General features: G+C 41.9%; 17 protein-coding genes and 3 pseudogenes. 8 read left to right on the top strand and 12 right to left on the bottom strand.

The features are described 5' to 3' along the window. Window positions 1-457: 457 nt before the first annotated feature. Window positions 458-1,480 (bottom strand): tRNA-dihydrouridine synthase family protein, encoded by a 1,023-nt coding sequence (locus tag CDG79_RS31700; RefSeq protein WP_094345667.1) that lies wholly within the window; start codon window positions 1,478-1,480, stop codon window positions 458-460. 75 nt (window positions 1,481-1,555) lie between these two features. Between CDG79_RS31700 and CDG79_RS31695 the strand changes: the two genes are divergently transcribed. Next, window positions 1,556-2,320: an ABC transporter ATP-binding protein gene (locus CDG79_RS31695; protein WP_094345666.1), complete on the top strand. Its 765-nt coding sequence runs from the start codon at window positions 1,556-1,558 to the stop codon at window positions 2,318-2,320. Window positions 2,321-2,353: 33 nt separating this feature from the next. Here the strand turns inward: CDG79_RS31695 and CDG79_RS31690 are convergent, their stop codons facing one another. After that, complete coding sequence (locus tag CDG79_RS31690) at window positions 2,354-2,884, bottom strand: orange carotenoid protein N-terminal domain-containing protein (RefSeq protein ID WP_094345665.1); 531 nt, start codon at window positions 2,882-2,884, stop codon at window positions 2,354-2,356. Window positions 2,885-3,102: 218 nt separating this feature from the next. On the opposite strand from CDG79_RS31690, the gene CDG79_RS31685 reads away from it, so the two are divergent. Continuing rightward, window positions 3,103-3,498: a hypothetical protein gene (locus CDG79_RS31685; RefSeq protein WP_094345664.1), complete on the top strand. Its 396-nt coding sequence runs from the start codon at window positions 3,103-3,105 to the stop codon at window positions 3,496-3,498. A 117-nt stretch (window positions 3,499-3,615) separates the two neighbouring features. Here the strand turns inward: CDG79_RS31685 and CDG79_RS44250 are convergent, their stop codons facing one another. Continuing rightward, window positions 3,616-4,251, bottom strand: a complete 636-nt coding sequence (locus CDG79_RS44250; RefSeq protein WP_223269797.1) for an HAD-IA family hydrolase — start codon at window positions 4,249-4,251, stop codon at window positions 3,616-3,618. Further along, window positions 4,226-5,223, bottom strand: a pseudogene (queG, locus tag CDG79_RS44245) (tRNA epoxyqueuosine(34) reductase QueG). The gene CDG79_RS44250 and the pseudogene queG overlap by 26 nt, the downstream one beginning before the upstream one ends. Before the next feature lie 203 nt (window positions 5,224-5,426). On the opposite strand from queG, the gene CDG79_RS31675 reads away from it, so the two are divergent. Then, entirely contained in the window at window positions 5,427-5,858 is a 432-nt protein-coding gene (locus tag CDG79_RS31675) for a ketosteroid isomerase family protein (protein WP_094345663.1), read from the top strand. An 84-nt stretch (window positions 5,859-5,942) separates the two neighbouring features. Here the strand turns inward: CDG79_RS31675 and CDG79_RS31670 are convergent, their stop codons facing one another. The 3 genes from CDG79_RS31670 to CDG79_RS31660 all read right to left on the bottom strand — a co-directional run bounded on the left by CDG79_RS31670 (window position 5,943) and on the right by CDG79_RS31660 (window position 8,930). After that, window positions 5,943-6,368, bottom strand: a complete 426-nt coding sequence (locus CDG79_RS31670) for an ATP-binding protein (RefSeq protein WP_094345662.1) — start codon at window positions 6,366-6,368, stop codon at window positions 5,943-5,945. Between the two features lie 3 nt (window positions 6,369-6,371). Continuing rightward, a complete protein-coding gene (locus CDG79_RS31665; protein ID WP_094345661.1) occupies window positions 6,372-8,045 on the bottom strand; it encodes a SpoIIE family protein phosphatase in 1,674 nt (557 codons plus the stop codon). Window positions 8,046-8,210: 165 nt separating this feature from the next. Beyond that, window positions 8,211-8,930, bottom strand: coding sequence for a response regulator transcription factor (locus CDG79_RS31660; RefSeq protein WP_094345660.1), 720 nt, complete (start codon window positions 8,928-8,930; stop codon window positions 8,211-8,213). Between the two features lie 371 nt (window positions 8,931-9,301). Between CDG79_RS31660 and CDG79_RS31655 the strand changes: the two genes are divergently transcribed. Then, window positions 9,302-10,057, top strand: coding sequence for a WecB/TagA/CpsF family glycosyltransferase (locus CDG79_RS31655; protein WP_094345659.1), 756 nt, complete (start codon window positions 9,302-9,304; stop codon window positions 10,055-10,057). 200 nt (window positions 10,058-10,257) lie between these two features. Next, window positions 10,258-11,004, top strand: a complete 747-nt coding sequence (gene ftsE / locus CDG79_RS31650) for a cell division ATP-binding protein FtsE (protein WP_094345658.1) — start codon at window positions 10,258-10,260, stop codon at window positions 11,002-11,004. A gap of 140 nt (window positions 11,005-11,144) precedes the next feature. Here the strand turns inward: ftsE and CDG79_RS31640 are convergent, their stop codons facing one another. After that, entirely contained in the window at window positions 11,145-11,942 is a 798-nt protein-coding gene (locus CDG79_RS31640; protein WP_094345656.1) for an armadillo-type fold-containing protein, read from the bottom strand. A 178-nt stretch (window positions 11,943-12,120) separates the two neighbouring features. Next, the gene (locus CDG79_RS31635; protein WP_094345655.1) at window positions 12,121-12,705 is read right to left on the bottom strand and encodes a hypothetical protein; all 585 of its coding nucleotides are present in this window, start codon (window positions 12,703-12,705) and stop codon (window positions 12,121-12,123) included. Between the two features lie 516 nt (window positions 12,706-13,221). On the opposite strand from CDG79_RS31635, the gene CDG79_RS31630 reads away from it, so the two are divergent. Then, on the top strand, window positions 13,222-14,118 hold the full coding sequence (locus CDG79_RS31630) for an alpha/beta fold hydrolase (protein ID WP_094345654.1): 897 nt from the start codon (window positions 13,222-13,224) through the stop codon (window positions 14,116-14,118). Window positions 14,119-14,579: 461 nt separating this feature from the next. On the opposite strand, the pseudogene CDG79_RS31625 reads toward CDG79_RS31630, so the two are convergent. Beyond that, window positions 14,580-14,789, bottom strand: a pseudogene (locus CDG79_RS31625) (sulfurtransferase); the annotation flags it as partial. On the opposite strand from CDG79_RS31625, the pseudogene CDG79_RS31620 reads away from it, so the two are divergent. After that, window positions 14,781-15,445, top strand: a pseudogene (locus tag CDG79_RS31620) (LuxR C-terminal-related transcriptional regulator). The pseudogenes CDG79_RS31625 and CDG79_RS31620 sit on opposite strands and share 9 nt — an antisense overlap. Window positions 15,446-15,995: 550 nt before the next feature. Here CDG79_RS31620 and CDG79_RS31615 read toward each other — a convergent pair. Both CDG79_RS31615 and CDG79_RS31610 read right to left on the bottom strand, forming a co-directional pair. Next, window positions 15,996-17,720 carry a putative bifunctional diguanylate cyclase/phosphodiesterase gene (locus CDG79_RS31615; RefSeq protein WP_094345653.1) on the bottom strand — a complete coding sequence of 575 codons (1,725 nt, stop codon included), beginning with the start codon at window positions 17,718-17,720 and terminating at the stop codon, window positions 15,996-15,998. A gap of 688 nt (window positions 17,721-18,408) precedes the next feature. Then, window positions 18,409-19,086, bottom strand: coding sequence for a 5'-methylthioadenosine/S-adenosylhomocysteine nucleosidase family protein (locus CDG79_RS31610; protein WP_223278444.1), 678 nt, complete (start codon window positions 19,084-19,086; stop codon window positions 18,409-18,411). Window positions 19,087-19,238: 152 nt separating this feature from the next. Between CDG79_RS31610 and CDG79_RS31605 the strand changes: the two genes are divergently transcribed. Then, window positions 19,239-20,802, top strand: a 1,564-nt coding sequence (locus CDG79_RS31605) for an efflux RND transporter permease subunit (protein ID WP_143855632.1), incomplete at its 3' end; no start/stop codon positions are given.

Below are 20,802 nucleotides of genomic sequence, written 5' to 3'. Positions count from 1 at the left end.
CAAAAAATAAATTATTCAATTTGTCTACTCAACTAGACTTCTTTCTTCCTTGTCTCCCTTGTCTCCCTTGTCTTCCTTGTCCCCCTTGTCCCTCTGCGACGGAATATTTTTTTACTTGGAAATCCCTTATTACCCTACGAATGAATCTGAGAAAACGACATCTCAAGCAAGAGAAGCAGCTTTAATTCAAATTTGGCAAATTGGCATCCAATGTTTTGGGGTTACAGGTTTAATGGAGATATCAACACAACGGGACAGTAAAGAAGTTGTACGAGGGATAAGATCAAACTTTCCGCTTCTGGTGTCCCGACTATGCCAGTTGTTAATTGAGTGCTGTAGAACCGCTCTACATGATTGATACAGCATTTAACCGAGTTCAGTTCCCGCTCTACAACTGGCTAGAATTGAAAAAAACCAAATAGAACCTCAGAAGATGTAGATAGCCGGCAATAGTTACCTACACACCTGAGTAGGGTGCCAGGGCTAAAGTTTTGGTACTATCACCAAGGAGAAGGCGATCGCACAGGTTCAACAGTTCTAACTCAGTAGAGGTTTGTCGCATCAGCCGCAGGAAATGCCCTTCAGCGTCAACACTCAGAGCAATGTAGTTGAGGAACATTTTCAGGTAGCCGGCGCGCGATCGCTCTGGCATATTTGCTGCTGTTGGGGTTTGCCATAAACGATCGATATAGTTGCGTACCTCTATTAAAGGAACGGGCACAATCGGCTCAAAACGCAAAGCCTGCCGAATTTGACTAAAAATCCAAGGATTGCCGATTGCCCAGCGTCCCACCATCACACCCGCCGCGCCTGTTTGAGAAAGCACTTCAATCGCAGTTGTCGCAGAGTAGATATTGCCATTGGCAAGCACTGGACAATTGACTCGTCTGACTGCCTCAGCAATCAAATCATATTTCACTGCTCCGTGGTACATATCTTTCACCGTGCGACCATGCAAACTCAGCAAATCTATGCTGTGGCGATTGATGGTATCTAGAATTTCGTAAAAGGTATCTGTATTTTCAAAGCCGAGGCGCATCTTGACGGTCAAAGGTCGATCGTTGACTGCTTGCCGCAATTCTGCCAAAATCCGATCCACTTTTTCTGGTAAGAGAAGCAATCCACCCCCAACATTTTTGCGATAGATTCTAGGTGCTGGACAGCCCATGTTCAAGTCAACTCCAGCAATGTTATAGCGACAGAGATCAATTGCTGTTCTTACTAAGTCTGGAATACTTTCGCCGATCATTTGAGCAAAAACGGGGCGACCTGTGTCGTTTTCGGTGATTGCTGTCAGAATGCTACGATTAAGCCGTGAGGTATCATTGACGCGGAAATACTCGGTGAAGAAGTAGTCAGGGCTGCCGTACTGGGCAATGACCTTCATAAACCAGAGGTTTGTCACGTCCTGCATCGGTGCAAGAGCGGTGAGAGGTAGGTATGGATGGAGCGATTGAGGGAGCGATACCTGGGACGACATGGAGATGAGAGCGTTCGACAAAGCATCACTGTATCAAAAAATGGAACTCCAGTATTGACTAATAAGTAAATTATTATGCCAAATATTATTTCAACTACAGATTCTCTAGTTCACAATCCCATGCCAAAATCGACAATTATCCGTTTGGAGAATATTTATAAAATATATGGCAGTGGTGAAACTGAGGTTAAAGCACTCAACAAAGTCAATTTGACTATCAATGAGGGTGAATATTGTTCAATTATGGGGCCTTCTGGTTCGGGTAAATCCACAGCCATGAATATTATTGGCTGTCTAGACCGACCCACAGGCGGACATTATTACTTAGATAATATTGATGTAGCGCAGATGGACGATCGCTCGTTAGCGCACATTCGCAACAAAAAGCTGGGGTTTGTCTTCCAACAATTCCATTTATTGCCCCAACTCACAGCATTAGAAAATACGATCCTGCCAATGTTGTATGCTGGTGTGAATCCCAAAGAAAGAAGCGATCGTGCAACGGTTGCATTGACGCGGGTAGGTTTAGCAAATCGCCTCAACAATAAACCAACTCAACTATCTGGTGGACAACAACAAAGAGTAGCGATCGCTCGGGCGATCGTCAATCGCCCTGTAGTACTCCTAGCCGATGAACCCACAGGCGCACTTGATTCGCGTACAACCCAAGAAGTCTTAGATATTTTTAGCGAACTCAATGCCAGTGGAATCACCGTTGTTATGGTAACTCATGAGCCAGAAGTTGCCCGCCAAACCCAGCGCATCGTTTGGTTCCGCGATGGTGAAGTGGTACACTCCAACCTCACCCCAGCCGACTTGAGTAACCTTTCTGTGTCATAAATTACAGCAGTTTTCTCTGGGGTTTTGATTTGATTACAAACTCGACGTTTTACCAGTTTCTGCTTGCGTTGCGATCGGCTTCACATCGGTGTAACCAAATTCACCAGCTATTGTCCGAAACACTGACATTTGTTCTTCAAAATCTAGTCCTTCAATTTGGGAAACCAAATCATTAATCACCTTAGCTGGCTGGTAGCTAGCAGGTAATCCAACCACCTTATCTCCCATAGCTACTGCCCAAGCATACCAAACTAACAACTGGTTGTTTTCTTTGATCGCCCCATAAGCACGAGAATATTCTGTATCTTTGCGGTTAACAATATCCCGCATAATATCTAGTTGCTGCTCATCGGATAATTCAAAATAATCTCCTAGTAAAAGTGGTGCTAATTCTGGTTCAGCCGCAGCAGGAGCAGCTGGCGTAATTGAATCACCCATCTTTTTATAAACAAGATAGAACCAAGCTAATTTGGCATCGGTATCTAAGGCGTTAAATGCGTCCACCAATTTTTGAGTTTCATTACTCTGGGCTTGAGAAATAGTTTTGTCGTAACTTGCAGTCATAATTTTGTCTCCAGCGAAATTTAATGCACCAAACTAAGTGTTACCAGAGTTTGAGTGTCAAATTCTAGTACCGATAGAAAGAGTTAAATTACTTGAAAAATCTAGCTTTAATCTACCTTTTAATAGAGGTAAAAGTCTCTCTGAAGGAGGCAATGAAGTGGCACATTAACTTGTTACTGTTGTTACAGCAATAAAAATTTACCTTAAGGTTTTTAGTTATGTCTGATAAAGCAAAGCCCAATTTAGATGAAGTAAAGCCCAATTTAAATGAAACTTCCACCCATGATGCCCAATTAGCTGCTGATAGCATAGCTAGTGGTGAAGAAGAAGCACCAAAGGTCAATTTTGATGCTGATTATGCAGCTGCACAAAAATTCAGCGTTAGTGAAGTCGATCGCACTGGTAAAGGTGCAGCAGCAGCCGAAGCAGCAACTGCACCTAAATATCAAACCTCTACACCACAAGAAACAAAAACTCAAGCGCAGTCAACTGGTAATCCTGACGATTATCTAGAGTTAGCAAAGGAAGTTGGCAATTCTAATACTGAGGGTGTAGCTAGTGTCAGTGATGAACTAGTAGAAAAAGCTTTGGAAAAGGGTCAACCGAAAAAATAACTTTTCCTAACCCAACCTTTAGACATCTGGTGGAAAAGAATGTAGAGACGTAGCTGTGCTACGTCTCTAAAATATTTATGGATAATGCATATTTAATTTATAGAGATTGTTTATTAACTAACAACCATTCATTACTTCTAGCAGTTCGCTAGGTTGCTGAATTAAATAATCTGGATTTTGTTTGGCTAGTACTTCCGGCGAGTTAAAACCCCAAGTTACTGCAATAACTTGGATATTTGCTTTCTTTGATGCTTCTATATCTCTGGTTTCATCTCCGACATAAATAACTTCTTCAGGTTGGAGTTGCTTTTGCTTCAATACATTATTGATTATGGTTGTTTTGCCAAAAATCGTAATTCCTGAGTAGATAAAATCAAACAGGTGATTTAAATCATTGATGGTGAGAAACTGCGTAACATTATCTTTAGAATTAGAAGTGATAATGCCGAGTTTATATCCTTGATTTTGCAGTTCTATTAATGCTTCTTTAATTCCCGGAATTGGTTTTAATTCTGGGATTTTGTTTTTTAATTCTCCTTTAACTTTTTTAACTAGAAAAGGTATTTTAAATAGAGAAACTCCTGAGTACTTAATAATTTCCCTCGATGTTAAGTTTTTAAGGAGGGCTAATTGCTCTGGACTTATGTGTATAAAACCAAAGTCTACAGCTAGACGATTGGCAATACTTACAAGGGCATCTACTGTATCAGCAATAGTGCCATCAAAATCAAAGATAATTACTTTCGGGGTCATTATTTGCCTGGATGCGTCAAGATTAGCTAGGGCGTTGCGTCGTAACATTTCTGGCTTAATCCGCCGCAAGGCAGATGCTCGAAATCGTTTATCCCACTCCCGATCTGAGATTTGGGCTAATTCTAGCAGTTGGGGAGCAATATTTTCAGGATAAGGCTGAAACTCTTCAATATCAGTTGTAGTGGCAAAACGTTGATTCCAAGGACAAACGTCTTGGCAAATATCACAACCAGCAACCCAGCCTTGCAAATGGGGTGTGATTGTCTCTGGCAGTTTGTCGTCCCGATTTTCAATTGTATGATAAGCGATGCAGCGATTAGCATCCACAACAAAAGGTTGAGTAATTGCACCCGTAGGACAAGCTTGAAGACAACGAGTACAGCTACCGCAGTGTTCTGTATGGGGGCGATCGCTCTCTAGTTCCAAATTCGTTAACACTTCTCCCAAAAATACCCAAGAGCCATATTCTCGTGTAATCACATTACCATTCTTGGCAATCCAACCAATTCCGGCAAGTTGAGCCAACACTTTATCTTGTACTGGCCCAGTGTCTGCGTAATAACGAACTCTTACACTTTCATCCAGTGATTCTAGCCATGTAGATAGCTGCTTGAGTTTCTTATGCATCACCTTGTGATAATCCCTTCCCCAACCATAACGGGAAATTTTGGCGAATTCTTTGCCTTCTCCTGACGGAGACGCTACGCGAACGGGACGTTGATGTGGTGTGTAGTAATTTAGCGCCAAACACACTAGCGATCGCGCTTCTGGCATCACTAACCGGATATCCTGACGTTTTGGGTTAGCCATCCATTCCATATCGGCGTGATAACCCAGTTCAATCCATGCTTGTAACCTCTGCGCTTCTGTGGCATCTACCCTATCTACAGCAGCAATTCCAACTTTGTGAAAGCCCAACTCGCTGGCCTTTTTTTTCACCACACTACTGCTTGTTACGGAATACTGACTCATTTTTTTTATCTGGATTTTGCCTAAACAAAGGCAAATAAATTATACATTACGTAGTCAATACCTTTGATTAATATTTGTTGCTTTTTCTACTTCCATCGTGAGGAAGATTTATACAGATGTGAAAATCTATCTCAAAAGCAGCTTTCTTTTTACCTATTTTTGTATTGAAATGAATATTCAGCCAGCATAATACAGCTAATTTTATGACCTCTGCTGAATTTATATCCCCAGCACAGTTGAAAGAAGAATTCCAGATTGAGGGAATTACCGAAACAAGTGTACTGCGTTATTTTGAAACCTTAAATGCAGGAGAATTTGAGGCAACTGCTGCCTTATTTGCGGTAGAGGGTGTGATGCATCCGCCATTTGAATCTGATATTGTGGGGACAGATGCGATCGCAGCCTATTTAAAAAAAGAAGGAAAAAACGTTAAAGCTTACCCCAACACAGGAATAGCCGAGACTTTAGAAACCAGTGAGATCCAAGTCCAGGTGACAGGGAAAGCCCAAACTTCGTGGTGTAGTGTAAATGTTTTGTGGTTATTTATCCTCAACCAACAACGGCAAATTTTATATACTCGAATCAAACTTTTAGCTTCTCCCCAAGAGTTACTTTCTTTACGTCGTGAAAAGTAGTAAATAACTATAATGTCTTCGGGAATGTTTGATATTACCCAAAACAAAATCTAGGCATCAAAAATTCCTATAAATAACTTTTGGCTATTTGACTAATTCGGGTAAAGTAGCCTCCAACTTGAGACAGTTAGCACCATCAATCTGCAACTGGTAATCTACTTTATCCATGAGACGATTCATAATCAGCCAACCATAACCACCTTCTTGTTTTTCCAATGGGTTTGGAGCGTAATAGTTAGACATATCAAATCCTTCGCCGTAGTCCCAAATTTCTAGGGCAAGATCCCGATCCTTGACTTCTAAACGCAGTAAAATCGGTAGATTTGGTTTGTCTTTGTGGGCATGACGGACTGCATTTGAGTAAGCTTCCACCAAAGCCAATCTTAAACGACTTGATTGCCGCGACCAATCTACAGATTCTCCTAACTGAATTTTCAAACATCCCAGCAACCAGTTTTCGACAATATTCAGAAAATTCAAGTCACTTGGTACATGAAGCTCACTTTTCACGACTTACAAAATCTCCAGCGAAAGTATAGTTTGATCGTCTTCTTGAATGTTGTTATCTGCCTGGATGCGAGCTAGTAAATGGTTGAGAGAAAGCGGTTTTTCCTCTTGTTGTAACAGTTGCCAAAGACCATCTTGGTTTAGCATAGAACGGTTAATTACCTCAACATCAGACCCGGTTTTTACTGTTAAATCAGAATTATTTGAAATCATTGCTTCTGTAATCCCATCACTGGCTAGTAACAATGTGTCTCCAGCAGCAAGAACCAAACGACCAGACTGTGCCTGCCACTTGGGTAAGATTCCTAAAGGCACGCTGCGGACTTTGAGGTAATTAGGATTGTTGGCTAAAGCGTCTTGGCGCGACCATAGCAGTGGATAGATATGACCAGCATTTGTGTAAACCAGTTCCTTAGTACTAGGGGTATAACAAGCTAACACAAGAGTGACAAAATAATTATTGCTAATTAAATCTTCACTCAGAGCGTGATTGAGGTTTTGCATGACCACATTCGGCTCGGCTGGTGTTTCTTGAGATAATTCCCGGCGCAAAACTGAAATAATACTAGCCATAAATAAAGCTGCTGGTACGCCCTTACCAGAGACATCACCTACTGCTAACCATAAATCGCCTTTGGGATGAACAAATACTTCAAAGAAATCGCCTCCTACTTCCCGTGCTGGGTAACAGCAGGCTTGCACTTTCACACCTTTGATGTCAGGTAAACTTTGACGTAGCAAGTTGTATTGAATTTGCCGAGCCACCTCCAACTCATTATGAATCTGCTGTTGCTTTTCTTGGAGGCGCTGGTAGAGTTTTGCTTGAGAGAGGGCTAAGGCTGCTTGTTCCGCAACACCTGCAATTAGTTGGATGTCCTCATCTTGCCAGGGGCGATCGCGTCCCCATTGGTGGAGGGACAGCACAGCCAACAAATGCTGTTGGTAGCTAAGTGGCACAACCAGATGGTGACAGGGGTTGTCCTGGTATATTTCTTGAGTAAGTTGATAATGACGGGTTTCCAGCACTTTTTCAATTAAAATACTGGAGTCGAAGAAGCAATCTAATACCTTGGATTTTGGATCGTGGTATGAGAACTGGTCTTGTAGAAGGCGATCGCCTTCTACAGGTCTGAGCAAGCAACTGGTAGCGTCAAATGTTTGTCCAATGGTTGCTACAATTTTTTGCAGCATACTGTCGTAGTCTAAAGACTCCCGAATTGCAGTTGTTACCGCATTAAACAAAGATTCTCGCTGTAAGGCCCGACGCAACTCTTGGGTGCGCTTCTTAACTACGCGATATGTATCAGTGGCTTGCTCAACTAATGCCCGTAGTTTATCTGGATTCCAAGGTTTGGTAATGTACTTGAATACCTGACCAGAGTTAATGGCATCCACCAAATCTTCGACATCAGTAAAACCAGTTAACAAAATCCTTATTGTGTCTGGAAAGCGCTCTACGGTGCGACTAAAAAATTCGGTGCCATTCATTTCTGGCATTCGTTGGTCAGAAATAATCACCGCCATTTCGCCAAATTGATCCAAGATTTCCAGAGCGCTAAAGGCATGATTGGCTTTATATACTTGAAAATCTCGCCTAAAAGTGCGGTAGAGTAAATCTAGGTTATCTGGCTCATCATCTACCACCATGAGCTTAAGTTTTTCCACCCCTGTCTCAGCCATATTTGACTTTATTTTTCAGATATTTGAATGGTGATATAGTGTGATGTTTATACCACCTGGTAAATCACAGAAAATTCAGAGAAGTCATTAACTTTGAAAATATTACTTTCTCAAAGTTGTGAGTTCTCCTTGATGGTTCTCAATTGCTCTAGCTCAAAAAGACCTTTACCCAACTAACCCAGAGCGCAAGGCGCGGACTGCTGCTTGGGTACGGTCATCGGCACATAGCTTATTCAAAATATTGCGAACGTGAGTTTTTACAGTCCCAACAGTGATGTAAAGTCTTTCCGCAATTAGTGCATTACTACAACCTTCGACAATCAACTGTAACACTTCTAACTCCCTTTCTGTCAGGGTGTAAGGTTGAATTCCTTCCAGATTCTCGACATAATCAGGGTTAGAGGCAATAGTCTTAGTATCTACAAAAGCCGATTCCAACTTTTGAGGATTTTGTTGCGCTTGTTGTAATACAATTCGAGCGATCGCTGGATCGATCCAGGCGTTGCCATTGTAAGTTACTCTCACTGCTTCCAGCAAATTATCAAATTTGATATCTTTCATACAGTAAGAGTCTGCGCCAGCCGCAAAAGCTGCCAACACAGCTTCTTTGTTATCCCGCAGCGTCAAAATTAACACTTTTGTGGCTAGCCGCTGTCCATTAGCAGTAGATTTTACCTCCCGTGTTAGCTCAATGCCATCTTTATCTGGTAAACCAATATCTACGATGGCAATATCAGGTTGTACCATTTTTAACATCTTTAGCCCCTCGGCAGCATTGGCAGCTTCACCTACAACTTCAATTTCATCCTTTTGGATTAGCGCTGTCCGAATACCCACACGAGTTAGATCGTGATCTTCAATCAGAGCGATACGAATTTTACTCATAGCCAACTTCAGCCCGTTACACTACCTTAACCATAAAGTCGAGTTTCGTGACATACTCCCACACTAACTACAAGCAGTATAGTAGGGGCTTCTGTTCCCGAACCAGAGTTGCGAGTTTAGCTTTTTATACTGAGTGAATATTACACCTTAACAATAAAATTTGCACTGGTTTAGCCCAAGTATAAGCACTCTTAGGAATCCCCACTTTTAAAACCATCGGTTGGTGGAGCCAAGGTTTAAAGTGGTGAGGATGTCAAGCTTTCTATTATTGCAAGGCACTGGGAATCTTTGCTGCTGAAGTTCTAATATAAAAAATTTGATAAACTTAACATTCAAGGAAATCTGGTGTGAGAATTACTCAAGAATAGGCTATGTCTAAAGGCGATCGAGCATTTTCAGTATTGGGAATACCAGTTCATGTGATGGCCAACTATCCAGGCTGGTTATTAGAATGTCTACAACAAAGCAGAGGAATTCATGTAGTAACGCTCAATGCAGAAATGACTATGCAGGCAGAGCAGAATCAATTCCTCGCTCAGGTCATTAAAAATGCTGAACTAGTAATTCCAGATGGAGCCGGGGTTGTTCTGTATTTGCGGTGGCTATTATGGCAAAAAGTGCAGCGTTTTCCGGGGATTGAACTGGCAGAAACACTTTTGCAAGAACTTGGGAAACAGCAGACAGGAGCAAAGGTATTTTTCTATGGAGCAGCGCCTGGAGTAGCCTCAAGTGCGGCAGACTTTTGGCAGCAGCAAATTCCCGATTTGAGTATAGTCGGAACTCACTCAGGCTACCATTCCGCAGAAGAAGAAGCACAATTGAAACAAACTCTCGCTCAATTGCAGCCACAAGTAATTTTTGTCGGTTTGGGAGTACCACGTCAAGAGTTATGGATTGCCGAAAACCGCCATTTGTGTCCTCAAGCAATTTGGATTGGCGTTGGTGGTAGTTTTGATATTTGGTCGGGAACTAAAACTCGCGCTCCCGCCTGGTTAGGAAATAATAATTTGGAATGGTTGTATCGGCTTTATCAAGAGCCTTGGCGTTGGCGGCGAATGTTGGCTTTGCCAGCGTTTGCGGTGAAATCGTTTATTTATCGTTTGACAGCAAAAGGTGCAATTAGTTAAGAGACGCGATTAATCGCGTCTGTACAAGAGTGGTAATTCTAAGTGTTATTACTTAGTTGATCTTAAAGGCTGCAAAAATTTTAAATTTTCTTTGTTGAATTTTAAATTCCCAGGCGAAACCTGGGAATCCTTATTTTTGAGAGGAATGTCACATCTAAGCCGGCAAACTGTTTAGTTGTGGGTATGAGGAAAATTTAACAATGCCAGTATTAACAACTCAAGTTAAGACAGATAAATCCGTTCATAGAGAGGATTGTGAAAGTCAACAGTCCGTTAGCAAGACTACTGCAAAGGTGGCATTGCAATCTGTAAGTAAGACTTATGCTAACGGCACTCACGCCTTGTTCAATGCGAGCCTTGAGGTAAAAAAGGGAGAATTTCTGTTTATCACAGGGCCAAGTGGTTCTGGTAAATCAACGCTCTTGAAAATGTTGTATGCCCAGGAGTTGCCTACACAGGGAGAAGTAATTGTTGATGAGTGTAATATAGCGGGTTTAAGGGGCGATCGCTTGTCATTATTCCGGCGACGGATTGGCATTGTCTTTCAAGACTACAAACTGATTAGCCAACGAACAGTAGCGGAAAATGTAACTTTTGTGCTGCAAGCTCAAGGGTATACCCGTAAAGAAATTCAACGACGTTTAGAACCAACTTTAAAGTTGGTGGGTTTGCTGAGTAAAGCTGACTGCTTTCCAGATCAACTATCTGGAGGAGAGCAACAGCGAGTGAGTATTGCCCGTGCGATCGTTGGAACACCACCACTGCTATTGGCAGATGAGCCTACTGGAAATCTCGATCCAGATAATTCCTGGCAAGTGATCCAAATTCTCCAGAAATTAAATTCCTTTGGCGCGACGGTAATTGTTACCACCCATGATGAACAATTGGTGCGGCGGTGCAATCATCCGGTAGTGCAAGTTCGCAATGGACAACTGTCTCGAAAATAGTTATTAGTCATTGGTCATTAGTCATTGGTCATTGGTCATTGGTCATTGGTCATTGGTCATTGGTCATTGGTCATTGGTCATTGGTCATTGGTCATTGGTCATTGGTTATTTGCAAAGGACAAAGGACAAAGGACAAATAACTAATAAACCTGGTGCTTGGCTTTTGCTGATACGGGTATGAAAGTTGCTGCTGTTTTGGGGGGTAGAACTTGTAGGCGATGGTCTCCGACCGACCGGAGGTCATCGCAAACTTGTAAAATCTTAAAAGCTGCCTCTCGGATTGCAACTTCTTCCTCTCGACTAAGTAAGAGTTGTAAGCATTCGGCAACATCTTGCTGCACTGAAGAATCAACTCGCTGACGGCTGATGAATTTAGTTAGTTGACGTAGGGCAATCAAGCGTTTCAATGGATCTTTGTCTGTTAAATTGACCAACAACTGCTCGAGGTGGTCTTCTTCTCGATTTTCATAGAAGTTGACAAATTGCCATACCAATAAAATTAAAGTTAACAAGGTTCCCACGCCTTGGACAATAGCACCAGCCGCAATCCAGGAACTGTGAGATTCAACCCAAATTGCCGCAGCCATGTAAGTGCTGACAGTAGCAAGACCACCACTAATGACTGCTAAAGCTAACCGACGATTTGAACTGTTTAAGAACTTACGGATCTTAGACCAGTGCAATTGCCAGTCCCACTCCTGCATTGAGTAAACCAATACCATTACCCCAACGCCGATTAAGAGAGCTAATAGCAGTTTCCAGTTCCATAACAACATAGCAACAATGATTGTCAAGAACCCAAGAAAGCCCCCAGGGCCAGAGAAACGCTTAAATGTTTGCTGCTTTGTAGCTCCCTTTGTCTTGAACAATGGATGCGACCAGTTCCAGTTGGGAATCCGGTCGATCAATTGCTGCCAAGAAGATGAAGCCTGTGCCAAAGTGTTTACCTACTTGATTACGAAATTACTTATTGTATAAGTTTTACTAGAAATGAAGAAAGGGTGAAGACCCAAACTACAAAATATCCGATTTTTATTGACGGATAGTAGACTAGTACAGCATGGCGGAAATAAAGATACCATTTTAAATGGTTCAGAGCAAGGGCATAAAGGCTTTTTACAGACAAAAACGAAAGTTATCAAGGGTGAATTGACCATCAAAAGCACAGAAGGTAACGCTGTAGATGTTATTCACATTTATAGATAATAAGGTATTGGGGGAAATTGCGGAGTCTGAATTGGCAAGATTAGCGCTTGGGAGTACAGTTTGACCGAGGAGTTGGCGATCGCGATCGTAGGCAGAAAGCACTAGCCGTTGCGAACTAGTCACTAAGGCGCTAACCGAGTTCACCGGATGTAAAAAAGTAGCTTCTAAAAATCCGCTTTTGGGCGCTCCCATTAAGACTGTTAGCCCTAAATAGCTTGGAAATGCTGGATTTGATGGTTGTATTGCTAGAGAATTGTGAAAAATTACTCCCCAGTCTTCATACTGACGCTCTACTGCTTCAAAACACTTTAATTCTTCCAGGTCTAAACAGATACAAGTAGGTACATTGATACTGGCAGCATCAATGGCTGATTCGCCTCGATCCCCCCAAGCCTCAGCTTTAATTTCATTTTGTATATTAAACTTGTCAAGCGCAAATTTAGCGTCTTCAATCGCTGGTAGTTTATTTGATTGAAGAGTAGCCTGCTTTACCATGACATCCCGCCTTACAATTGCTTAAAGAATAATTAGATTTAGTAATATATCAAAAGCTACTGTTTCTACATGTAGAACTAGAATTAATAGCTTGTAAAAATGAGCATTTTTAGTCTTGTTAATGCTCAAAATTATTTATGACTTTTTTGATAGACTACCATAAAAACTTATGCTTAATTACTGCTTGAGCGATCCTTGCTACTACGGCAAACCCTTATATAACAGTAATTACAACGTTTAGTTACTTTTTCTTGTGAAAAAAATCATCGAATCTTTACAGGTAATTCAGTAATTTTATATCTACTTAATCTAACGGTAGCGAGAAGTCTTAGAGTGATTGGTTGGCCGATAATAACAATGAGTGAGGAGTTTGAACTAAATAGGTAAGTATTCTGAAATGACCAAAGAAGAGGCGGTAACGCCAAGAAATTATCAAATACTTTCTCAGTGTCTCCACATTCACAGGTCTATTCTGTTACTCATCCAATTAATTACTACAATCAACAAAAAATACTTATGTTTCAACCACTAGGTTTTGAACAACGCTCCATAAATACCTCACTAGGTAGAATGGTATATTACACTGCCTCCGGCTCACTTTGGCAGGACAATATAACGGCCAAAGACGACCGGGAAACTTTGGTGTTCCTGCACGGTTTTGGTGGCGGTTCTTCTGCTTATGAGTGGTCAAAAGTTTATCCGGCTTTTGCTGCTGAATATCGGGTTATTGCGCCCGATTTGCTCGGTTGGGGTAGGTCTGAGCATCCAGAACGGAATTATAATATTGACGATTATTTGACCACGATTCGGGAGTTTATCGAGCAGACTTGTACTGGGCCAGTAACTGCGATCGCTTCTTCTTTGACCGCAGCCTTTACAATTCGAGTAGCAGCAGCTCATCCTGATTTGTTCAAGTCTTTAATTCTCACTACGCCCGCCGGACTTTCCGACTTTGGTGAAAACTATTCGCGTAGTTTTTTTGCTCAGTTAGTCAGCGTTCCCATTGTTGACCGTTTAATTTATAGCACTGGGGTGGCCACCAGTGGGGGTATTCGCAGTTTCTTAGAGCAACGGCAATTTGCTAAGTCTAATCGAGTGTACCAAGAAATTGTAGATGCTTATTTACAATCCGCCCAACAGCCTAATGCTGAGTATGCGGCACTCTCCTTTGTCCGTGGTGATTTATGCTTTGATTTGTCCCTTTACATTCAACAGTTGACCACGCCCACCGCCATTATTTGGGGACAAAAATCAGAATTTACCGGGCCATCAATTGGTCGCCGCCTTGCCGAAATGAATCCCCAAGCAATCCGATTTTTTCAAGAGTTGGAAGATGTGGGATTAACACCACAGTTAGAAGTACCAGCAGTCACAATTGGGTTAATTCGCCAATTTTTGCCTTTGCTGAATTAGTAGTTTTTTCAGTATTCATTACTCATTACTCATTACTTATTTAATTATTGAGATGTGGTGAGAAATCCGGGTTAGCACGTAGTGTCTCCCTTAGAGGTTGGTTGAATGAAAAGTCTAATTACTTGCCTTGGCGACTGGAAGTCACGACTACATGAGACAATACCCACCTACCCTGCGGGAACACTAAGGGCTAACGTGGGTTGATTTTTCATGTTTTCCGCGTGGCTGGACATTTGTGTACTAGCAAACTCTATTCGCACAATACTTTAACGTGAGTCTCCAACGGAGGCGCACATTACTTTAGTTTCTCTATAGCTATAGGACTCATATTTGATTTTTGAAATACACGTAGGGTATGTTAAGCCTACGGCATAACGCACCACCCTTTATGTTTTGGTGCGTTACGGCTTCCGTAACGCACCAAAACATACTTAGATTTTTTCAGAAATCAAATACTAGTCCTATATATTAGGTAGACGACTCCACTCATTCCAAGAGCCATCGTAATTCCGAACGTTTGGATAGCCCAATAAATACTTCAAGACAAACCAGATATATCCCGAACGCCCACCGATGGCACAGTAGGGAAATACTTCCTTATCAGGCGTAATACCCTTACTGTGATAAAGATTTTTCAATTCGTTGAATGATTTAAAAGTTCCATCCTCATTGCCTTACAAGCTCTATTTCATGCAATTGCTCAAGCTAAAGATCGAGAGACATTGCGATCGCACATATCCGCAGAAATGAGTGAATATTTTTCAGCTACACGAGGTGGGCTGTTTTTCTTTGCTCAAATCCCTCTAGCTAACAGCAAGCTCCAAAAAGCGCTGCAAATTGCACTATCACCCCAACACAATCCAGTTGCACGCTACTTGCTAGAACACCATGCCCCTGTTCATGAAGCTTTAGTAGTCCGAAGACGTGGAGGTTGATTTGTCCTCGTGCCGATCGCTGGCACGTTATGGCAGGGCCAATTGTCAGCAATGGGCAGTTAGTAGGCGTGGTAGGTTTTACTCGTCAGCAAGGAATGCCTGCATTCGACTCACAAAATCTTATAGATTTGAGTGCGCTTTGTCTGCACATTTCTACTTGGGTGGCAAGGGTAAAATCGCAACATCCACTACTATTACAGACAGAGCGTTTAACGCCTCGTGAAATGCAAATTGCTAGCTTGGTGGCTCAAGGACAAACCAATGCAGAAATTAGTGCTGAACTTTGGATTACTGAAAACTCTGTCAAGCAAGCTTTAAAAAGGATGTTTCGCAAGCTTGAGGTTTCATCTCGAACTCAGATGGTTGCAAAGCTTTCCACAGTTTCAAAATAGGTATTGCTGAATCAAGAGATAATTCTTGTGGGGTGAGCATCCTGCTATTAATGTAGGTTAATGCCCAAGGTTTTAAGTTGTTGGTTCATCCAAGCTGACAAAGATCCTTTTCAAGGCTTTTTGTGAACTCGACTTTCACAATTTCGGTTCCAAAAGTTGAAAGATCGAGTCGCGGTTGTAGTCACTGGCTGATAAATTTTTTTAATTGTTTAATAGCGATCGCTGTTTATTCCCGATCGACACATCACCCTTTTTCTATTTTATCAGTGCGATCGCAGTTCCCCAGAAGATTAGCCTCGCCTTTTATAGCCGTAGTCACATAGGTTAGGACATTTTGAAAGCATGAAAGCTAAGAATAGTAATACTTTTACCTCCTGCCTCCTGCTATACTACTGCGAATTTCTCAATGGATTCTAATGCGGCTAAACCCGGACAATTTGTGTGGAAGCCCCGCTTCCATACAAAAAGAATCTCAATCTAGGTAGGTAGCGTTAGATTGAGATTCGGGTGGCTCCGAGAGCAGTGCAAAAGTGTGATTGGTTGTAATGGCTTAGACATCCACCAATGTTGTAGTAATCTCCAGCTGCTGAGAACTTTTCTGCAACATTGGGGCAATTATATCAGCAGGCACAGGACAACTGAAGTAGTAACCCTGACCTTCATCACATCCACGCATTTGCAGATATTCAAGCTGCTCTTGGGTTTCCACACCTTCGGCTGTGATTTTCAACCGCAGGCTCTTTGCTAGGGCAATAATCGCATCGGTGACGGCGGCGCTATCGGGATTAGACATGACATCCTGCACAAATGAGCGATCAATTTTGAGCATATTCACAGGAAAGCGTTTCAAATAATTCAGGGAGGAATAACCAGTACCAAAATCGTCTAGAGCCAAGCAGATACCCAGTTCTCGTAATTGTTTTAAGATTTTAACTGAACGATCGATATCAGCCATCAAGAAGCTTTCTGTAACTTCTAGTTCCAATGAAGATGCTTCAAGTCCAGTTTCCTCAAGAATTTGGTTGACTATCTCAACCAGATATGGTTGTTCAAACTGTCGAGATGACAGATTTACAGATATCCGAATTGGGGTATATCCAGCAAGCTGCCAAGCACGGGTTTGGACGCAAGCAGTTCGTAAGACCCATTCACCAATTGGTATAATCGCACCATTGGCTTCTGCAATGGGAATAAATTTTACTGGAGAAACCAAACCTAATGTTGGGTGCTGCCAGCGAATCAATGCTTCCATCGCTATAACTTGTCTGCTATTTAAATCAATTAGAGGTTGATAATAAACCAGCATTTCACCACGCTCAAGCGCTCCATGTAATTCCTTTTCTAAAGTCAGTCGCTCTTGCAACTGAGCATTAATTTCTGGTGAATAGAATTGGTATTGACTACGCCCTTGCTGCTTGGCTTGGTACAGCGCTATATGAGCCTGTTGCAAGAGTTGATCTACGCTATTAGGATCGGTTAGGTTATTAATTGTGATACCCATGCTGACAGTAATATGAATCAAGTTACCCTCTAAATAAAAGGGTTTGTTCAGGGTACTCAACAGCACTTGAGATAGCTTAATTACACTTTCCAAAGAATTAATATCAATTCGGGCAAGGGCAAATTCATCTCCACTCAAATGGGCGATAATATCTGTTTGTGCCGTGCAGGTTGATAATCTATGGCCAACTGCTCTTAACAATAAATTTATTGTCTGATGATCCAACCCATGACTCATACCAGTGAAATCATCAATACTGAGCAAAAAGACAGCTATAAGACGCTGGTTGTTTTCAGGTTGGGATAAAATCTGATGGAGGCGATCGCGGAATAAATCGCGATTAGGTAATCCTGTCAGTTCATCGTAATTAGTGATGTAGTGAATTAACTCATCTAATTTGTGAAGAGTTTGTGAGGTATCCGCCATTAACGTACCCGCTTCATCAGCAAATTCTGTGGGCAATTCAGGTAATGTTTTGGTATTGAGATAATTTTGTAATGCCGCAGATGTGAAAATGACCGGTTTGAGGAGATGGTTTAGTGCATAGAGGGTGGCAGCTGTACCCACTAATGTTGCCAATAGAGCAATAATCATAACTCGCGCCGCCATCTCGAAGGAATAGGAGTTTGAGATGACAAAACTCAAAAGTAAGGTTAGAAGTGGTACATGAGTACCCAAAAAAGCCACCAACATGATTTTAGCGGTGTAACTTTTTTTGAGCCATCTGAAATTAGCTAGAAACGAGTACAGGTAGAGCTTGTGATTTAGCGTCATAAATTTTGTTCTATCAGTTGGTAAATTAGTTCCAAGCTATTCTGGCAAAAGAGGATTTTTGATTCAAAGTAAAAAGAATTAGCTCTTATGGAACTCAACCCTGAAAAGGTTATATATTATCCTTCCCAATCTTCTTTTCTAGTTAATATGCATGACGATAAAGTTTCTGTAAAACTTTTTGTACAAGCAATTATCGAGTCAAAATTAAAGTTGTATTTATTCTTACACTGACAGTATTTATTCTTTTTTTAATGCGATCTCAAAGCAAATATAATTACGAGCAACACAAATATTTCTCTATATTTTTATTTCACAAATTTTGACTTCTCTCAAAAGGCATAATTATTAGAGGCGCACAGCTATGCGCCTCTAATACCATTTCTTTATGAGACTGCGCCAAGTTTTCTTTCTTTGCGCCCTTCTCTGACGAGACGCTGCGCGAATGCGCCCTTTGCGGTTCGTTACTCAGGGATTTCCAAGTAAAAAAATTTTCCGTCGCAGAGGGACAAGGGGGACAAGGAAGACAAGGGAGACAAGGAAGAAAGAAGTCTAGTTGAGTAGACAAATTGAATAATTTATTTTTTGGAGTTCCCTCATATAATTTGGCGCACCTTCATACAGAATTGGTATAAGAATTATCTGTATTCCCAGAAATTGCAAACCGTTATATTATTAATTCTGCAACAAATTATTCCAGGCTATTCCCAGAAAAAAGCTGATTGGTAACTTGCTCTAACACCTTTAATGCTGTTAATGAACCTCGAATCAACCGAGTAGCAGCAAGGGGTTGTCGAAGCATTCCTATCGCTAAGGGGAAAGGGTTTAGGGAACCATTAGAGTTAATTGCTGGTGTGAGATCGGGGATATCGTGCTGACAATTGTCACTGACTACTCGCAGCATTGCCACAGATACCTTGGCGGCATTGAAAAACTCTAAAGCAGTAAATCCTTCCATATCAACAACATCAGCCGCCAAAGTCTCACCCAAATGGCGTTTTTCGGCAGCAGACCAAATTACGCGATCGCTTGTCAGTGACTTGACTAATGATACTTTTTCTGATATAGAAGATTGTAATTGTGTTGTCAAAGTGCGATCGCATTCTTGCCGCTTCCCCTGATAAACACAATCTTGATACAGCACAATATCACCAACTGGATAGCGATCGCTTAAGCTGCCACATATACCCATAATCAACACTCTAGATTTTGGAGCCAGAACTTGTCCTTGTTGCAGATATTTGAGCAAAGGTTTCATTCCTACAGGTATGGCTACTACCGTTGGCATGGAACCAGTTACGCCGCTTAATCCGCGACACACAGCTTTATATTCTGCTCCTTGGGGTACTAAAATTGTATTGATGGGCAAAAAATTAGGCACTATCAAAACCAAGTTTCATATTTAAAAATTTTGCCATATCTGAGTGACAATAAAGAATGTTGCCCTTTTCTGGTCATAAACCCCAGGTGATTGCTGTAGCATGACTAAATAATTGTGCCACCAGACGATAATTTTCCAAGATGGTAAAGCCCGATCGCTCAAAATCCGCACGAGAACTCTTCAATATTTCTAAACTAGCGATTCAATTTTCGTGGCTGACGGTGAGTTTTTGGATTGCCGTAACGGTAGCTGGGATTCTGGCATTCAGTTCTCTGAAATATGCTTTGTTTCCAGATATTACCTTTCCAGTGGTGATTGTGAATGCTACAGCCCCACTGACAACTGCCCTGGATACAGAGGCGAAGCTTACCAAACCGTTGGAAGAACGCCTCCGTTCCCTAGAAGGATTGGACGATATTCGCTCATCCACCTATCCTAGTCAAACAGCCGTTAGCCTTTCTTTTGCCGTTGGTACGAATTTAGAAACATCGACTAAAAAGGTGGAAACTGCCCTCAAGCAGCTGACTTTGCCTCAAGGAGCGACTTCTAAAATTATTCCTCTGAATCTGAACGAGTCAGCCGCCATTAGCTATGCCATTGAGAGTCCCACGCGGAATCTGACAGATTTGACAAAGTTAGCACAAGACGAGATTGTAAGTGCGATCGCTAAACTACCAGGAGTCTTGAAAGTCTCACTGTTGGGCGCTGCTACTGCAACTCCCCTAAATCCCTCAAATGTGAGTCCAGCAGCCATCCCCCAAGCAGGCGCAACATTAGTCAGATTTAACGGCCAAGATGCACTGGCATTTCAGGTAATCAAACGCGGTAGCGCTAACACCTTAGAAGTAGTAAGTCGAGTTGAAAAAGAAGTCCAAAGGCTACGTTCTACCCTCAAGGATGTCAAACTCACCTTAGCTGCTACCCAAGCAAAATATATCCGCCAAGCCACCCAGTCAACTATCGATGCTTTGCTAGAAGCAGTTTTGTTGTCCATCGTGGTAATTTTTCCTTTTTTGTGGAATTGGCGAGCCACCCTAATTTCTGCCTTGGCAATTCCTACGTCTTTATTGGCGACATTTATCGTCATGGCAATTTTCGGTTTCAACTTAGAAACGATTACGCTCTTAGCTTTAGCTTTAGTGATTGGGAGTATTGTTGATGATGCGATCGTGGATGTAGAAAACATCATGCGACACATTGAAGATGGGGAAACTCCTCGTCAAGCAGCACTTTTAGCAACCAATGAAATTGGATTAACAGTCACCGCCGCCACCTTGACAGCAGTAGCAGTTTTTCTACCCATAGGTTTGATGGGTGGAGTAATTGGGCAGTTCTTCAAGCCTTTCGGTATCACTGTTTCAGCAGCGATGCTTGCTTCTATGCTAGTTGCTCGGACTTTATCTCCAGTTCTAGCTATTTACTGGCTAAAACCTAAATCCTCACTCTCCCCGCGTCAGGAAGCAAAAATTTGGGTGGCGTTTACCCAATCTTACAGAAACTTGCTGAGTTGGTCTTTGAATCACCGGAAGATAGTTATCGGATTAGCTGTCCTCAGCTTCATCGCAGGTATAGCACTAATTCCCTTAATTCCCAAAGGGTTTATTCCCAAACTCGATCGCGGCGAATTCAATATTGCTTATACTGTTCCTTTACCGAGTATCCCCGATTTGGGCAGAGGGGGACAAGGGGGACAAGGGGGACAAG

It is taken from the genome of Nostoc sp. 'Peltigera membranacea cyanobiont' 232 (assembly GCF_002245985.1).
Classification (GTDB): domain Bacteria; phylum Cyanobacteriota; class Cyanobacteriia; order Cyanobacteriales; family Nostocaceae; genus Nostoc.
This window is presented reverse-complemented; position numbering and strand designations above follow the sequence as displayed.

Excerpts from the sequence above, each read along its gene's own strand:
- CDG79_RS31700 (WP_094345667.1), bottom strand. The coding sequence starts at position 1,480 with ATGTCGTCCCAGGTATCGCTCCCTCAATCGCTCCATCCATACCTACCT.
- CDG79_RS31695 (WP_094345666.1), top strand. The coding sequence starts at position 1,556 with ATGCCAAATATTATTTCAACTACAGATTCTCTAGTTCACAATCCCATG.
- CDG79_RS31690 (WP_094345665.1), bottom strand. The coding sequence starts at position 2,884 with ATGACTGCAAGTTACGACAAAACTATTTCTCAAGCCCAGAGTAATGAA.
- CDG79_RS31685 (WP_094345664.1), top strand. The coding sequence starts at position 3,103 with ATGTCTGATAAAGCAAAGCCCAATTTAGATGAAGTAAAGCCCAATTTA.
- CDG79_RS44250 (WP_223269797.1), bottom strand. The coding sequence starts at position 4,251 with ATGACCCCGAAAGTAATTATCTTTGATTTTGATGGCACTATTGCTGAT.
- CDG79_RS31675 (WP_094345663.1), top strand. The coding sequence starts at position 5,427 with ATGACCTCTGCTGAATTTATATCCCCAGCACAGTTGAAAGAAGAATTC.
- CDG79_RS31665 (WP_094345661.1), bottom strand. The coding sequence starts at position 8,045 with ATGGCTGAGACAGGGGTGGAAAAACTTAAGCTCATGGTGGTAGATGAT.
- CDG79_RS31660 (WP_094345660.1), bottom strand. The coding sequence starts at position 8,930 with ATGAGTAAAATTCGTATCGCTCTGATTGAAGATCACGATCTAACTCGT.
- CDG79_RS31655 (WP_094345659.1), top strand. The coding sequence starts at position 9,302 with ATGTCTAAAGGCGATCGAGCATTTTCAGTATTGGGAATACCAGTTCAT.
- ftsE (WP_094345658.1), top strand. The coding sequence starts at position 10,258 with ATGCCAGTATTAACAACTCAAGTTAAGACAGATAAATCCGTTCATAGA.
- CDG79_RS31635 (WP_094345655.1), bottom strand. The coding sequence starts at position 12,705 with ATGGTAAAGCAGGCTACTCTTCAATCAAATAAACTACCAGCGATTGAA.
- CDG79_RS31630 (WP_094345654.1), top strand. The coding sequence starts at position 13,222 with ATGTTTCAACCACTAGGTTTTGAACAACGCTCCATAAATACCTCACTA.
- CDG79_RS31615 (WP_094345653.1), bottom strand. The coding sequence starts at position 17,720 with ATGACGCTAAATCACAAGCTCTACCTGTACTCGTTTCTAGCTAATTTC.